A 15,168-nucleotide genomic window follows, 5' to 3' on the forward strand; every position below is an offset into this window, starting at 1 on the left:
CGGTGCAGGCGGGGGCCGGACGGCACCCTCACTCTCAATTCTATGCTCTTACGAGCGCCAGCGCCCGCCAGCGATAGCGCTCGATAAGCGGGCACGATCATACCGACTCGAGCGGCTCAGCCCCAGCCCTCCTGGAGCAAAGTGCCGAGGCCTGACCTCTTGCCGACAAAGTTGTCACGATGGCCCAGGCGCCACTTCGCCCGCCAGCCAGCGCCATAGCCGTTCGCTTTCGATACTGCCCTGCGCACTGCGCGGGCGACACAACCAGAATCCTTCGCGGGTGGGCACCTCGATGTCGAACGGGGCAACCAGCCCCTGGGGATCTTCCAGCAGGCAGCGGTGCACCAGCGCCACCCCCGCCCCTTGCCGGGCCAGGGCCATCACCATGGACAGGTTGTCGCAGATCAGACTGTGACAGTGGCTCGACAGGTCCTTGCGCCCGGCGTGCTCCAACCAGGCCGGCCAGCCGGCCGCGAAGCCCGCCGCGTGGAGCAAGGTCTGCCCGGCCAGGGCATCCAGAGAGACGAGCTGCCCTGCCAGCGGCGGCGTACAGACCGGCAACAACGACGACGCCCCCAGAGAGATCGACTCCATGCCGCGCCACTCTCCCTGGCCGTAGCGCAGTTCGATATCGGCCCCTTCGGCACCGAAATCCGAACTCCAGACGGCGCTGACCACACGCACGGTCACCTCGGGGTGGGTAAGGTGAAATCGTGCCAGACGAGGCGCCAGCCATTGGCTCTGAAGCGCCGGCGTAGTGCGCAGCGTCACCGAACGATCCGGGGTCACGCCGAACACCTCCAGGGTGCCCTCATCGAGCCGCGCAAAGGCTTCCTGAACGCTCGGCAACCAGGCCTGGCCCGCCGGCGTCAGCGTCAGGCTGCGCGGGTGGCGCACGAACAGTGGCTGCCCCAGGCGGTCCTCCAGCAGCCGAATACGTTGACTGATGGCGGCCTGGGTTACCGACAGTTCCTGGCCCGCTGCGGTAAAGCTCAGGGTTCTTGCCGAGGCCTCGAAGGCCTGCAGCCAATGCAGAGGAGGAAGTCGGTGCATGTGGTTTCTGGCCCTGTGGTTTAGCGTCGATGAAAAAGACAGTCATAAGCCAGGCTTGGCCTAAGGCGTCATATTAGTCGTTTGTCGCCATCGCCTCGAGCCCCCACCATCGTCGTCAACACTCGTCACCTATTTCGTCAACACTCGTCACCTGGGAGCCATCCATGAGCACCACCTCGTTGACCTCGACCGCCGACGCCCGCCACATCGATATGCACGAACTGGCCCCCTGGCCCCAGCACCTGACGCTGACCGACGTGGTCGCTGAAGGCTTGCGTCTCTCGCTGGTCTGGAACAACGGCGACCGAGGACAATTTCCTCTGTTGTGGCTGCGCGATCACTGCGCCTGTGATCAGTGCCGCCACCCGCTGACCCGGGAACGCCTGGTCACACCGATGGCCGCCGTTCCAGGGCTCGACGAGGCCCGCATCGAGCACGGTCAGCTCCACCTTGACTGGCAGGACGGACACCACAGCCGCTTCGCCGCCGGCTGGCTGCACCAGCGTCGCCCCGGCGAGGCCGCCATCGACAGCCTGCCGCGGCCTGTCGCCTGGCAGACACCGTTTTCCCCCCAGCATGTGCGGCATGCCGATCTGGTAGCCGGTGGCAACGGCGAAAAAGCCTGGATCACGGCGTTGCTGCGCGACGGCCTGGTGCTGCTCGACGAGGGGCCGCTGGAACTCGAGGAGGTCAGTCGCCTGGCACGGCGCATTGGCCCGCTCAAGGCCACCAACTTCGGGGCTCGCTTCGACGTCATTTCGAAGCCCAACCCCAACAACGCGGCCTACACCTCGATTGCCCTGGCGCTGCACACGGACCTGCCCAACTGGCGCCAACCGCCGGACATGCAGTTGCTGTATTGCCTGAAGAACGATGCCGAAGGCGGCGGCTCGATCTTCGCCGACGGCATCCAGGTCGCCGAGGCGCTGCGCGCGGCCAACCCCGATCACTTCCAGCTTCTGGCCGAGACCGCCATCGACTTTCGCTTCCAGGACGAGGAACACGATATCGGCGTCCGCGAGCCGGTCATCGACGTCGGCACGGATGGTCGCATCCGCGAAATTCGCTTCAACAACTGGATTCGTGACACCCTGCACCTGCCTGCCGACCTGATCACCTCCTGGTACGAGGCCTACCACCACTTCTGGACCCTGCTGCATGCACCACAGCATCAGATTGCCCTCGACCTGCGTCCCGGGCAGATGGTGGCCTTCGACAACCGCCGGGTACTGCATGGACGTGAGGCCTTCGATCCCTCCACCGGAGAGCGTCACCTCCAGGGCACCTACCTGGACCGCGACATGCTGGAATCCCGGCTGCGAGTGCTGGCACGCAAGGGCTGACGGGGCCGGCAGTCGTTCAATCGAGTGACGGGATCCTGGCCGCCAGGCGCCGAGCGAGGAAGTCGACCAGCGCACGCAAGCGCGCGGGGACGTGCCGGCGCTGGGCGTAGACCGCGAAGAAGTCGGCACGCACCCCCTGCCAGCTCGGCAGCAGGCTGACAAGGCGCCCCTCCTTCAATTCATCGTGAACGTCCCACCAGGAGCGCAGCATCACCCCGTGACCATCGAGCGCCAGTCGCTTGATGACCTCACCGTCATTGCTGGTAAGGCGCCCGCCGACCTTGACCGACGTCTCGACACCGTCGGCGTCGACGAATCGCCACAGCGCAAAATCGCTGTCATTCTCTCGCAGAACCAGACAGGCGTGGCGCTGCAGCGCCTGGGGAGTCTCGGCCCGACCACAGCGCTCTATATAGTCGGGAGAGGCGCAGGCAACACGTCGGCTGGCCACCAGACGGCGGGCCACCAGGCGCGAGTCGGGGGGCTCGCCGATACGGATGCCCAGATCCACGCCCTCAACCAATGGCGCGGGAAAGTTCGAGAGTTCCAGTGACGCCTCGATGCCCGGATGCAAGGCACAGAACTCGGACAGCAAGGGCGCCACATGGCGACGGCCGAAACCGAAGGTCGCGTTGAGCCGCAGCGGTCCCGCCAGCGCCTTGCGATCCTCGCCCAGGCTCTCTTCCAGTTCGGCCAGCTCATCCAGTAGCGCTACCCCCCTTGCCAGGTAACGCTCACCTTCGGCGGTCAGGGTAAGCCGCCGGGTGGTACGCGTGGCGAGCTCCACCCCGAGCCGCGCCTCCAGCTGCTTCAGGCGCTTGCTGACCGCCGACAGCGACAGTCCCAGCTCGCGTGCGGTGGCGGTCAGATTGCCGGCCTGGGCCAGTTGACGAAAGAACGCCAGATCATCGAGCGATGCCACCCTTTTCTCCACTTGAGATCAACAATGAATTGCCATCGAGCCCCATTATCGCCTCGCTGTAAAGAGCTAGACTGACCTTACACCTTGCCGCCGCCACCCTTCACACCAAGCACAATCGTGGCCGCTGCGCGAGGCACCCTCTACACGCCAGCAGACAGGATCAAGGAGCTTTCATGGCCCATCGCATCGCCATCATCGCCGGTGACGGTATCGGCACCGAAGTCATGCCCGAGGGCGTGCGCGCCCTCGAGGCTGCCGCCAAGCGCTTCGCTATCGACCTGGATACCCAGACCTTCGACTTCGCCTGCTGCGACTACTACCTCGAGCACGGCAAGATGCTGCCGGACGACTGGCGCGAGACGCTGATCGACTTCGATGCGATCTTCTACGGCGCCATCGGCTGGCCCGAAAAGGTACCGGATCACATCTCGCTGTGGGGCTCGCTGCTCAAGTTCCGCCGCGAGTTTGACCAGTACGTCAACCTGCGCCCCTGCCGCCTGCTGCCGGGTATCAAGAGCCCGCTGGCCGGTCGCGAGCCCGGCGACATCGACTTCTACGTGGTCCGCGAGAACACCGAAGGCGAATACTCGAGCGTCGGTGGCACCATGTTCGAGGGCACCGACCGGGAGGTGGTGATCCAGGAAACGGTGATGACCCGCCACGGCGTCGACCGGGTGCTCAAGTACGCCTTCGACCTGGCCCAGAGCCGCCCGCGCAAGAAGCTGACCTCGGCCACCAAGTCCAACGGCATCGCCATCACCATGCCCTGGTGGGACAGCCGTGTGGCCGAGATGGCCAAGCAGTACGGCGACGTCGAGGTGGACAAGTTCCACATCGATATCCTGACCGCCAACTTCGTCATGCATCCGGACTGGTTCGACGTGGTGGTGGCCTCCAACCTGTTCGGCGATATTCTTTCCGACCTGGGGCCCGCCTGTACCGGCACCATCGGCGTGGCGCCCTCGGCCAACATCAATCCCGAAGGCACCTTCCCGAGCCTGTTCGAGCCGGTTCACGGCAGCGCCCCGGATATCGCCGGCAAGGGCATCGCCAACCCCATCGGCCAGATCTGGTCCGGCGCCATGATGCTCGAACACCTGGGTCACAAGGACGCCGGCGACGCCATCCTGGCCGCCATCGAGGCGGTGCTGGAAGACGGCGACAGCGAAGTGCTGACCCCGGATCTGGGCGGCAACGGCACCACCGAGCGTCTGGGCGCCGCGATCAGCGAGCGTATCGCCCAGGGCTGAGCCCCCTGCCGGCCCGGCATCCTCGAGCCGGGCCGGTCTTCAGAACCCCACGATCTGCTCTGGCAACCATGTAGCCAGACTCGGCACCAGTGCCACCGCCAGTAGCGTCACCAGCTGGATCGCGATGAAGGGCAGCACGCCTCGGCACATCTGACCGTAGGTGATGTCATCCGGGGCGATGGACTTCAGATAGAAGATCGACGATGCCATCGGTGGGGTGAGATAGCTGGTCTGGATGGTCACCAGCACCAGGGTGGCGAACCAGACCGGATCGATGCCCAGTTGCTTGACCACCGGCGTGAAGATCGGAACGCAGATCAGCACGATGGAGGTCCAGTCGAGCACGAAGCCGAGCAGGAAGGTCACGCCGAGGAAGAACAGTATGACACCGGTGGGGCCGCCGAGCTGCTCAGCGATCTCGGCCACCATCTCGCCGCCGCCGTTGACCGCAAAGATCCCGGTAAACATGGTGCCCCCCGCCACGATCAGCAGAATCATGGCGGTGATGCGCACCGTCAGGGACAGCGACTCCCCTAGCGCCTGGACGCTGATACCGCCATTCATCACAGCCAGCAGCAAGGCGCCGCCCACGCCGACCGCCGCCGCCTCTGTCGGTGAGGCAATGCCCATCAGCAGCGAGCCCAGCACCGCAAACATCAACAACAGCGGGGGTACCAGGGCCTTGGCGGTGATCGCGAGCTTCTGGCCCAGCGGCAAGGGTGTCGCCTCCACGGCCGGAGGGCCGTCCTGGGGGCGCAGGGCGCAGCGCACCAGAATGTAGAGAGCAAACAGCGAGACCATCAATCCGCCTGGCAGAATGATGGCGGCAAAGAGTTCGCCGATGGAAAGCTGGGCAAGGGCCGCATACACCACCACGATCACGGTCGGCGGAATGATCGTGCCCAGAGAGCCCCCGGCGCAGATGGTCCCGCTCATCAGGCTATTGCGATAGCCATAGGCGCGCATCGCGGGTATCGCCATCAGACCGATCATGATCTCGACAGCACCGACCACTCCAGAGGCGGCGGCAAAGATGGCCGCCATGGCGATCGTCGTCAGCGCCAGCCCCCCAGGCAGTCGGCCGATCCAGAGCTGGATGGCATCGAACAGTTGACGCGCGATTCCCGACTTCTCGAGGATTCCTCCCATCAGCACAAACAGCGGGATGGAAGACAGCACATAGTGGGTGGCGGCGCTGTAGACGCTACCGTACAGCTGCTGAAAGATCATCGGTCCGAAGGCGTACCAGCCAGCGGCAACCGAGACCAACGTCAACGAATAGGCGATGGGGATGCCCAGGAAGATAAGCAGAAATAAGCCGGGAAACATCAGACCGGCAACGAGGGCATCCATCAGCGACTCTCCTCGGTGGTACGTGCTGTACAAAGCTGCCGCACTCCGTCCACCGCAAGCTGGCAGGCGAAGAGGGAAAGCCCGATGGCGATAAGGGCGTAGAGCGGCCACATCCTGGGTGCCCATACGCTGACCATTTCCACCTCATTGGTGTGCCAGGCCCGCAGGGTGCGCAGCCATCCGTGATGCGCCATCAGCGCCACCACCGGCATCATCAGCAGTAGATAGACGGCACCGTGCAGGCGCTGGACCAGACGCGGCGGAAGCAGGCGACTAAAGGCATCGACCCTGACGTGGCCATCCACCTTGGCGGTCCAGGCGATGCCGAGAACAAAGGCAGTTCCCGTGGCCATGTAGGACAGATCGAAGGCCCAGATGGTCGAGGCATTGAAGACATAGCGTGCAATGACTTCGTAGAGCATGGCGCCGGTCAGGGCGACAAGCGCCAGGCGACTGCCCCACGCCAGCAGCGTCGACGCCCTGTCGATGAGGTTCATCAGTGTATTCATGAATAGGCGTCACCCCGCAGGCCGAGGTGACGTTCCTCCAGGATCGGTTGAGGGGTCAGTCGCGGATCAGGTAGTCGTTCTGCTCGCTCCAGCGCTGCTGGTAGGTGCGGTAGTCTTCCAGCAGCGCCTGCATTGCAGGATCGTCTGACGCTTCAACCGTGGCCTCCATCCAGGCCCGACCGCTCTGGGCCAGATCCTCGACAAACTCGGGGTCCAGGCTCACCACTTCATTGCGGCCCGAACGGTAAGCCTCCATGGCCAGCATGTCCTGGTGATAGAACTGGCTCAGGCCTTCATAGGTCGTGAGCTTGGCGGCGGCTTCGATCAGCGGCTTGAGGTCGTCTGGGACGGCCGCCCAGGTGTCCTCGGTCACGACAACCTCCCAAAGGAAGGTGGGCTGATGCACGCCGGGAACCACGATGTACTTGGCGGCTTCATGGAACCCTTCTGGCTGGTTGCTCGATGGGGTTGCCCACTCCACCGCGTCGACACCCTTGCGCTGAAGCAGGGTGTAGGTGTCCCCCGGCGGCACCACGGTCGGCACTGCGCCGTAGTATTCACGCATCACCTCCGCCCAGGGGCCCGACGTACGATACTTCAAACCTTCGAGATCGTCGGCACCATCGATCCTGACGTTGGCGTGAGCGAAGACTTCGGTGGAGCCGATACCGACGATCAAGGAATGCAACCCCTCGCTGGCACGCAGCTCCTGCAAGGCCTCTTGACCGCCCCCCTCGTAGATCCAGTTGATATAGGTCTCCGGCCCCATGCCACCGGGGAAGCCGGCAAAGATGGCGTTGATGGGCTTCTGGTTTACCAGGTAGCTGGGCGTGGAGTGCCCCGCCTCCACGGTGCCTTCCAGCACGGCCTCGTATACCTGCAACGCAGGTACGATCACCCCTGCGCCGAAGGGTTTGATCTCCACCCGACCCTGGCTGAGGGTGTCGGCGTTATCGGCAAACCGCTCCAGAAAGTTCTCGTAAAAAGGGGAGCCCGCCGGTACCGAGGTCGGCACCTTCCACTCGACGTCAGCCGCCAGGGCAGGCGCCACCAGCCCCATCACCAGACTTCCGATCACTGCTGCACTCAAGGCCTTGTTGTTCATTGTATTGACTCCATCGGTGTATCCAGCGCCCATCGCCAGATTCCACATTCCCCAACGCTTCGACAGGCCGATACACCCAGACTCAGGCAACACCGCCAAAACGTAGATTGTATAAAATATATTTACAGGATACCCAAATGCAAGAGCGCCGTGAAAGCCCGCCCCTGTGATCCATCACGACAACGGTCAGCCCAGAACCCGGTCAGGTGGCGCATGCCAGCTCGACGTGACACAACCGCACCAGGCCACCCTGTACCAAGGCGTCGCGCGTCGGCCGAGAGAGCCAGAAAAAAAAGCACGGAGGGAAGGCAGGAAACAGAGAAGGATGCCGAGCAGAGAGAGCGCAGAGCATCAGTAGACTTGGCAAGCCCGTGCCCCCTGAGGAGGCAACCATGGGAGAGAGAGCCTCCTTGAGGAGGCACTCCGCTGCACGACATACAGCGGCAGTGGAGGGAGAAACTGTCAGGTTCGCGGCAATGGCTGGGCTTTCACAGAAAAGTCGACGAGCGAAGGTTAGACAAGGCAAAAATCGTCGAGAAAGCGCAGTTTACGGGGTGTAAATGAGCATTCTAAGGCGATTTTTAACGCCGTATTACCGAGTGCAGACACTTTTCAGAAAAGCCCTAGTGTTGCCACACCCCCTGGACCACCCGTACCCGGTCGTCGCTGAGGTTATCGAGCAGGTTACGGCCCATCTCCACGAAGACCTCACCAAAGATCAGCGCAGGCCCGGGCAAGCGGGGACGAATGGGAGGACGGGCAGCAGGTCCTGACGCCTGAGGTGACGACTCGCCCCCCTCCTGCCTGGGCGGCTGCGCCTGGTCCGTGTTGCTGCCCCCATGGGCTCGGCGGTCGGTCCCGCCCTGCTCGCGACGCCGGTGATGGCTGCGCCAGGCCAGCGCCTCGGCGCTGACATCCTCCAGTGCCTGGCGCTGAAACCCGGCGGCCTGGAGGTGTTGCTCGAGATCCTTCAGGGACAACAGTCGGCTATGCTCGGGCGTTCTCGCCCAGGGCACCGGCAGCGATAACGGCGCAGGATTGTCGCCTCGAACCACCTCGTGGAGCAGCAACCTGCCGCCCGGGGCGAGCACCCTGCGACACTCGCTCAGCACAGCGGCGATGTCCGGCATATTGAGCAGGGCATGCTGGCACCACACCGCCTCGACACTGGCATCCCCCAGCGGCAACTCGGCAGCATCGGCGCACACGAAACGGGTACTGTCCTCCAGTCCACAGGCCCGACTCAGCCAGGTCGCGACCTCGATGAAACCCGGCGTGATATCCACCCCCACCACTTCGTAGCCAAGCTCGCGGGCCAGCAGACGACTGGCGCCGCCGGTACCGCACCCCAGATCGAGAAGGCGCGCTGCGCCGCTGGAACCCGTGCCCGCACCCGCGACCGCGTCCAAGCGAGGACCGTCCCCCTTGTTCGGGGACTGGCCGGCATCTCCCCCCGCCAGGGCCATCAATCGCCGGCTGGCCGCCCTGCCCCCCAGATGCAGTTGATCGATACCGGCCATCTCGTCGTGACTCAGATGGTCGGGGTCGCATCCCGCCTCGACGAAGGCACGCTCGAGCCGTGCCAGCAGGCTTCCTTTGGCATCATAGTGCTGGCCCAGCTGGCTACCTGCCGTTCCCTGCGCGGCCTCTCCGGGTGTCCCCTTTAGCGTCATGCGGCGCTCCTTGCACGTTTATGGCTGCTCGACCTCAAGCGGGAAGCCTCTTGGACAACAGCAGCAAAAAAGACATACACTTCTTGTACGAAAATTATGCAACACATTCAGCGGTGACTCGTCTTCCACCCGCCTGCCCCCCTTCAGGAGCCCTCATGGATACGCAAGGACGCCGGCCTTCGTCGGCCCCGGCTCGAAAGCCGACGCGCCTCTCCACCCTGCTCGCAGCCGTTGGCGCCCCGCTGGTGCTGTCGGCCTGCACAGGCCTGCCCTCTGGCACCCAGCCCATCGATGACTTCGCCCTGGAGGACTATCTGGGTCGCTGGTACGAGATCGCGCGCTTCGATCACAGCTTCGAGGAAGGGCTCGACTGCGTCACCGCCGACTACGCCACCCGGGATGACGGTGGCATCCAGGTGATCAACCGTGGCGTCGACCTGTCCAAGGGCGAGCCCGACGTGGCCGAAGGCAAGGCCTACCTGCTGGAGGAAGACAACGTCGGCCGCCTGAAGGTGAGCTTCTTCGGCCCCTTCTATGCAAGCTACAACATTCTGGCGCTGGATGACGCCGGACAATGGTCGCTGGTCACCGGACCGGACCGCGACTATCTGTGGATCCTCGCCAGAAGTCCCCAGCTTGACGATGCGACCTACCGCTCGCTGGTCCAGCGCGCACAGGATCTGGACTACCCGGTCGAGGAGCTGATAGAGGTCGAACAGGGCGAGGAGTGCGAGCCCTATCGCCAGGGCTGAGCAATAGTCAGGCGCTGCCGCAGGGCCGCCTGACCTCGTCAGAATGTATAACATACAGACCAGTGAACACCTCATACGCTGAAAGGGCGACCACCTCGGTCGCCCTTTCACTGCATGGAGGTCAAGCAATGTCACTGGGAAGACGAGAGTTTCTTGCCGCCACGGCGGCCATCGGCGCCACCGCTGCGGCGCCGTCGCTATTTGCCCACGCCGGCGGCACGCCCGAGCGCTATCCGATCGACGCCTGGCAGGTGGTGGATGATCGCTTCAAGCAGTACATGCTGTTCAACGCCCCGCTGGAACGGGAATGGACGGGCGGACTCTGGCTCGAGGGGCCTGCCTGGAACGCCGTGGGTCGCTACGCAGTGTTCAGCGACATCCCCAGGGCCCGGCAGATGCGCTGGGACGAGGCCAGCGGCCAGGTCAGCGTGCTGCGTGATCATATCGGCCATTCCAACGGCAACGCTTTCGACGATCGTGGTCGTCTGATCGCCTGCGAACACTCGCCGGCCCAGGTGGTTCGCTACGAGTGGGACGGCAGTCGCCATGTGCTGACCAGCACCTTCGACGGCAAGCCACTCAATGCCCCCAACGATCTGGTCACCCTGCCCGGCGGCGCCATCATCTTCACCGACCCCGGCTACGGCGCGCACTCCGACTACGAGGGCAAGCAGCGCTCGCTCGAACTCGAGACCGCCATCTACTACTGGGAGGACGGCATGCAGGAGCCGACCCTTCTGACCACAGAGCTCTACAAGCCCAATGGTATCGCCCTGGGGCCGGACGGCAGCTCGCTGTATGTCACCGATACCGCCCCTTCGCACCATCCCGATCAGCCCGCTACCATCACGCGATTCACCTTCAGCGCCGAGAACAGGACGCTGGCTGGTGCCGAGAGGCTGGTGGAAAGCACCAGCGAGGGCTACGACGGCATGTGCTGTGATGAGGACGGCAACCTCTGGGTCGGCACCTCAGGGGGCGAGGGCAAGGATGGGGTCAGCGTGTTTGCTCCGGATGGCACCCTGATCGGTCGCGTCCTGCTGCCGGAAGTCTGCGCCAACGTCTGCTTCGTCGGAGAGAAGCGCAACCGTCTGCTGATGGCCGCCAGTCAATCGCTGTATACCCTCTATACCGGCGCTCGCGGTCTCTAGGCGCCTGCCGCTGTGGCCGCTCATCTCCAACCCGGCGGCGAATGCTGCCGGGCCTTTCATTATCGCACCCCCGGTTTTCACCAGATCGACGCTCGCTCTTGCGAGGTCCCTCGCTGCCTAAGAAGGTGAAGCGGCATCCGCGCCTCCAGCGATGATCGAATGCCCGACCATCGGCCGCTGACAGGCCACGCCCTGCCCTGTTTCCGTTCGCCCCAGCTCGGCTGGCGAGTCGGCCCGGAGGGTCGCTAGTGGGTAGGTAGTGGGCCAGCTCTGGGCCGATAAGAGGCAACGGGGTCCTCCTGGGGGCTCGCAATGGTGCGGCGACAAGAATTCGATAAATGCCTTGGCAACAAGAAGACTCCCGATGACGTTTGTTCTGACACCCGACTCAGGTTCCCTTTGTTCCTCGCCTCTGGCGGGAGGTCGCCATGCTGGCTGAGTGGCTGACGGCAAGTCTTGAGGCCGATGCGTCGTCCCCCGACCGGCCGATCAAGGGCCGGGAAGGCTCGCTAAAAGGCGGCCGCTATCGGATCGAGGGGCCAGGCCTGCTGCGCCTGATCCCGGACACCGTCGGCGCAGATGCACGCGCCTGCGTGCTGTCCGTCGGCATCCACGGCAACGAGACCGCGCCGATCGAGCTGCTGGGTGATTGCCTGGCGCGCCTGGAGGCAGGGCTTGCCTCTGTCGGTGCTCCGGTATTGGTGATCCTCGGCAACCTCGAGGCGATTCGTCGCAACACCCGCTTCGTCGAGACCAACCTTAATCGGCTGTTCCGGCGGGAACTCGACCAGCCAGGCGACGAGGCCGTCCGCGCGCGTGAGCTGATGGCCGCGGTGGATGCCTTCTTCGCCGACCACAGCCAGCTGCCAAGGCTGCACTACGACCTGCACACCGCGATCCGCGACAGCCACTACCCACGCTTCGTGGTGGACCCTTTCGCCGAGACTCGTACCGATAGCGAGCAGTGGCACTGGATGGCCGGCGCGGGCATCCAGGCGGCGCTCAAGCAGCATCAGCATAGCTGGACCTTCTCCCACTACAGCAAGCACTACCACGGCGCCCAGGCGTTTACCCTGGAACTCGGCAAGGCGTTGCCGTTCGGCCACAATGATCTCGAGCCACTTGAACCCATGGGCCGGCTGATTCAGTCGCTGATCGCCGGACAATTGCCCGAGTCGGGCGAGATCCAGCAGCTTGATGGCTTTGCGGTGGCTGTCGAAGTGTTCCGTGAAAGCGAGGACTTCGCGCTGTGCTTTGCCGATGACATTCCCAACTTCACCGAGTTCGCCCCCGGTACCGTGGTGGCGCGTGACGCCCAGGCCGGCGATACCCGTATCGGTGACGAGCCGCTCAAGGTGGTGTTCCCCAACGCCAGGGTAGAACTCGGCGCTCGAGCGGCGCTGCTGGTGCGCCCGGTGAGGCTGACATCAGCGTGAGATCGCACCTCTTTTACTTACAATAAATATATACATAACAACAACCTGGAGATAGACGCATGACAACTCCCGCCCCTATACTCGACGAAGGTCTATACCCCCTCGGATCAGCTTCGTCTGCTGCGCCGTTCCAAGCCTGTTAGAATCCCCCGTTTTTTTCGCGCCAGCCCGCGCCATCCGGCCGGCCCACCCGGCACGGCCGATTCTATCTGGAGCCCGATTCATGGCTGATACACCAATTCCGCTGGAAGTGCGCAATATCAAGAAGCGCTTTGGCAACACCGAAGTGCTCAAGGGGCTGTCTCTCGAGGCCCGCAAGGGGGACGTCATCACCCTGATCGGCGCCTCCGGCTCCGGCAAGAGCACCTTCCTGCGCTGCATGAACCTGCTTGAACAGCCCAACGAGGGCGAGCTGTTTGTCCACGGCGAACAGATCCGCTTCAAGGAAACCAAGCACGGCCGCGAGCCTGCCGACTGGAACCAGGTGGTACAGATGCGCGCCAAGCTGTCGATGGTGTTCCAGAGCTTCAACCTCTGGGCCCACATGACGCTTCTGGAGAACGTCATCGAAGCGCCTGTCCACGTGCTCAAGAAGTCGAAGAAGGAGGCCATCGAACACGCCCGCGCCCTGCTAAAGCGGGTCGGCCTGGCCGAACGCGCCGACTACTATCCGGCCCAGCTTTCCGGTGGCCAGCAGCAGCGTGGTGCCATCGCCCGGGCACTCGCCATGGACCCGGAGGTCATGCTGTTCGACGAGCCGACCTCGGCGCTGGACCCGGAGCTTGTCGGCGACGTGCTCAAGGTCATGCGTGACCTGGCCGAGGAAGGCCGCACCATGATCGTGGTAACCCACGAAATGGCCTTCGCCCGCGACGTCTCCAGTCAGGTGATCTACCTGCACCAGGGTCAGGTCGAGGAAGCGGGTCCGCCCGACCAGGTGCTGGGCAACCCCAGTTCCGAGCGACTCAAGCAATTCCTTGCACCCAAGCGCTGAGGCGGCCAGGAGAGACCCATGATTGACCTTCACGGTTACGGGCCACGCCTTCTCGAGGGGGCGCTGGTCACCATCGAACTGGCGGTGCTGTCACTGATCCTGGCCATCGGGCTTGGCCTTGTCACCGCCAGCGCCAAGATGTCGCGCAACTGGGTGGCCCACCGCCTGGGCACCCTCTATACCACCATCATCCGCGGCGTACCGGACCTGGTGCTGATGATGCTGCTGTTCTTCGGCGGCCAGATCGGCATCAACATGGTCACCGACTGGCTGTATGCCCGCTTCGGTATCGACATCTTCATCAACGTCAACGAGTTCGTCGCCGGCGTCCTGACCATCGGCCTGATCTTCGGTGCCTATATGGGCGAGACCTTCCGTGGCGCCTTTCTGGCGGTGGACAGCGGCCAGATCGAGGCAGGCCGCGCCTACGGCATGAGCCACGCCCTGGTGTTCCGCCGTATTCGCTTCCCGCAGATGATGCGCCATGCCCTGCCGGGCCTGTCCAACAACTGGATGGTGCTGTTGAAGACCACCGCCCTGGTCTCGGTAATCGGCCTGTCCGACATGGTGCGGGTCGCCGCGGAGGCCTCCAAGGCCACCCGCGAGCCCTTCCTGTTCATGATCATCGTGGCGGTCATCTATCTGCTGATCGCCAGCGTCTCGGAGTGGTTCTTCGCCAGACTGCAGAAGCGCTACGACGTCGGCTTCGGAGGGCATGACTGATGGATTCACTGCTTGCCTCAATCGAAGCACTGCTGGCCGACAACACCATCTTCACCCTCGACACCCTGTCGTACTACGGTGAGGGCCTGACCACCACGGTCCAGCTGGTGTTCCTGTCATTGATCGTCGGCCTGATCGCCGCGGTGCCACTGGCCATCGGCCGGGGTTCCAAGCGCCGCTGGATCAAGATGCCGATCTTCTTCTACACTTATGTATTCCGCGGCACGCCGCTGCTGGTGCAGCTCTACCTGATCTACTACGGCGTGGTGTTCGTCGAGGGCATCCAGGACACCTGGCTATGGGTACTGCTGGAGAAGCCGTTCTTCCCGGCGCTGGTGGCGTTCTCGTTGAACACCGCGGCCTACACCACCGAGATCTTCCATGGTGCGATCAAGGCCACCCCGCGGGGCGAGATCGAGGCGGCCAGGGCCTACGGCATGCGCTACTCGCTGATGATGCGCCGCATCGTGCTGCCCAGCGCCTTCCGCCGGGCGCTGCCGGCCTACGGCAACGAGGTGATCTTCATGCTCCACGCCAGCGCCATCGCCAGCGTCGTGACCATCATGGACCTGACCGGTGCGGCTCGCTTCGTCTATGCCCGCTACTACGCGCCCTTCGACGCCTTCCTGTTCGTGGCGGCGATCTACCTGTGCCTGACCTTCGCCATCCTGTACCTGTTCCGCTATCTGGAAAAGCGCCTGCTGGCCCACTTGAAGCCGGCCTCCGGTTAAGCCGTCGTGACGCCGGAGGCCACCGCCTCCGGCGCCGTCGCGCTATCGTCAAACAAGCGTTGGGAACTGGCGTTTCATTTCTGCCGCCCTGCCCTTCCTGAGAGGGCCCCGATTCGCTAAGGTGATGGTATGCGTCCACAAGACGCCCTCCCATCGCATCAACACCCGCTTAT

The 15,168-nt window shown here is 63.9% G+C and carries 14 protein-coding genes; 8 read left to right on the top strand and 6 right to left on the bottom strand.

The window, feature by feature from the left end; genetic code table 11:
- Window positions 1-174: 174 nt before the first annotated feature.
- Entirely contained in the window at window positions 175-1,053 is an 879-nt protein-coding gene (locus NFG58_RS16490; protein WP_045991711.1) for a LysR substrate-binding domain-containing protein, read from the bottom strand.
- A 164-nt stretch (window positions 1,054-1,217) separates the two neighbouring features.
- Here NFG58_RS16490 and NFG58_RS16495 point away from each other — a divergent pair, with 164 nt between their 5' ends.
- The gene (locus tag NFG58_RS16495) at window positions 1,218-2,396 is read left to right on the top strand and encodes a TauD/TfdA family dioxygenase (RefSeq protein WP_348826997.1); all 1,179 of its coding nucleotides are present in this window, start codon (window positions 1,218-1,220) and stop codon (window positions 2,394-2,396) included.
- 16 nt (window positions 2,397-2,412) lie between these two features.
- Here the strand turns inward: NFG58_RS16495 and NFG58_RS16500 are convergent, their stop codons facing one another.
- Window positions 2,413-3,318 carry a LysR family transcriptional regulator gene (locus NFG58_RS16500; protein WP_348826998.1) on the bottom strand — a complete coding sequence of 302 codons (906 nt, stop codon included), beginning with the start codon at window positions 3,316-3,318 and terminating at the stop codon, window positions 2,413-2,415.
- 173 nt (window positions 3,319-3,491) lie between these two features.
- Between NFG58_RS16500 and NFG58_RS16505 the strand changes: the two genes are divergently transcribed.
- Window positions 3,492-4,568: a tartrate dehydrogenase gene (locus tag NFG58_RS16505; RefSeq protein WP_045991709.1), complete on the top strand. Its 1,077-nt coding sequence runs from the start codon at window positions 3,492-3,494 to the stop codon at window positions 4,566-4,568.
- 39 nt (window positions 4,569-4,607) lie between these two features.
- Here NFG58_RS16505 and NFG58_RS16510 read toward each other — a convergent pair whose 3' ends face one another.
- From NFG58_RS16510 to NFG58_RS16525, 4 genes are all read right to left on the bottom strand, one after another.
- Window positions 4,608-5,921, bottom strand: coding sequence for a TRAP transporter large permease subunit (locus tag NFG58_RS16510; protein WP_045991708.1), 1,314 nt, complete (start codon window positions 5,919-5,921; stop codon window positions 4,608-4,610).
- Entirely contained in the window at window positions 5,921-6,430 is a 510-nt protein-coding gene (locus NFG58_RS16515) for a TRAP transporter small permease subunit (protein ID WP_258183914.1), read from the bottom strand. The genes NFG58_RS16510 and NFG58_RS16515 overlap by 1 nt, the downstream gene beginning before the upstream one ends.
- 55 nt (window positions 6,431-6,485) lie before the next feature.
- Complete coding sequence (dctP, locus tag NFG58_RS16520) at window positions 6,486-7,535, bottom strand: TRAP transporter substrate-binding protein DctP (RefSeq protein WP_348826999.1); 1,050 nt, start codon at window positions 7,533-7,535, stop codon at window positions 6,486-6,488.
- Between the two features lie 623 nt (window positions 7,536-8,158).
- Window positions 8,159-9,208, bottom strand: a complete 1,050-nt coding sequence (locus tag NFG58_RS16525) for a class I SAM-dependent methyltransferase (protein ID WP_124803316.1) — start codon at window positions 9,206-9,208, stop codon at window positions 8,159-8,161.
- Between the two features lie 155 nt (window positions 9,209-9,363).
- Between NFG58_RS16525 and NFG58_RS16530 the strand changes: the two genes are divergently transcribed.
- The 6 genes from NFG58_RS16530 to NFG58_RS16555 all read left to right on the top strand — a co-directional run bounded on the left by NFG58_RS16530 (window position 9,364) and on the right by NFG58_RS16555 (window position 14,995).
- Complete coding sequence (locus tag NFG58_RS16530; RefSeq protein ID WP_348827000.1) at window positions 9,364-9,960, top strand: lipocalin family protein; 597 nt, start codon at window positions 9,364-9,366, stop codon at window positions 9,958-9,960.
- 128 nt (window positions 9,961-10,088) lie between these two features.
- Complete coding sequence (locus NFG58_RS16535; protein ID WP_348827001.1) at window positions 10,089-11,111, top strand: SMP-30/gluconolactonase/LRE family protein; 1,023 nt, start codon at window positions 10,089-10,091, stop codon at window positions 11,109-11,111.
- 428 nt (window positions 11,112-11,539) lie between these two features.
- Window positions 11,540-12,547, top strand: coding sequence for a succinylglutamate desuccinylase (locus NFG58_RS16540; RefSeq protein WP_045992791.1), 1,008 nt, complete (start codon window positions 11,540-11,542; stop codon window positions 12,545-12,547).
- A gap of 223 nt (window positions 12,548-12,770) precedes the next feature.
- Window positions 12,771-13,541, top strand: a complete 771-nt coding sequence (locus NFG58_RS16545; protein ID WP_045992792.1) for an ATP-binding cassette domain-containing protein — start codon at window positions 12,771-12,773, stop codon at window positions 13,539-13,541.
- 18 nt (window positions 13,542-13,559) lie between these two features.
- Entirely contained in the window at window positions 13,560-14,264 is a 705-nt protein-coding gene (locus tag NFG58_RS16550) for an ABC transporter permease (RefSeq protein WP_045992793.1), read from the top strand.
- Complete coding sequence (locus tag NFG58_RS16555; RefSeq protein ID WP_108132404.1) at window positions 14,264-14,995, top strand: ABC transporter permease; 732 nt, start codon at window positions 14,264-14,266, stop codon at window positions 14,993-14,995. Before NFG58_RS16550 ends, NFG58_RS16555 begins: the two co-directional genes overlap by 1 nt.
- Window positions 14,996-15,168 lie beyond the last annotated feature (173 nt).

The organism is Halomonas sp. RT37 (genome assembly GCF_040070525.1).
In the GTDB taxonomy this organism is placed as follows: Bacteria; Pseudomonadota; Gammaproteobacteria; order Pseudomonadales; family Halomonadaceae; genus Halomonas; species Halomonas litopenaei.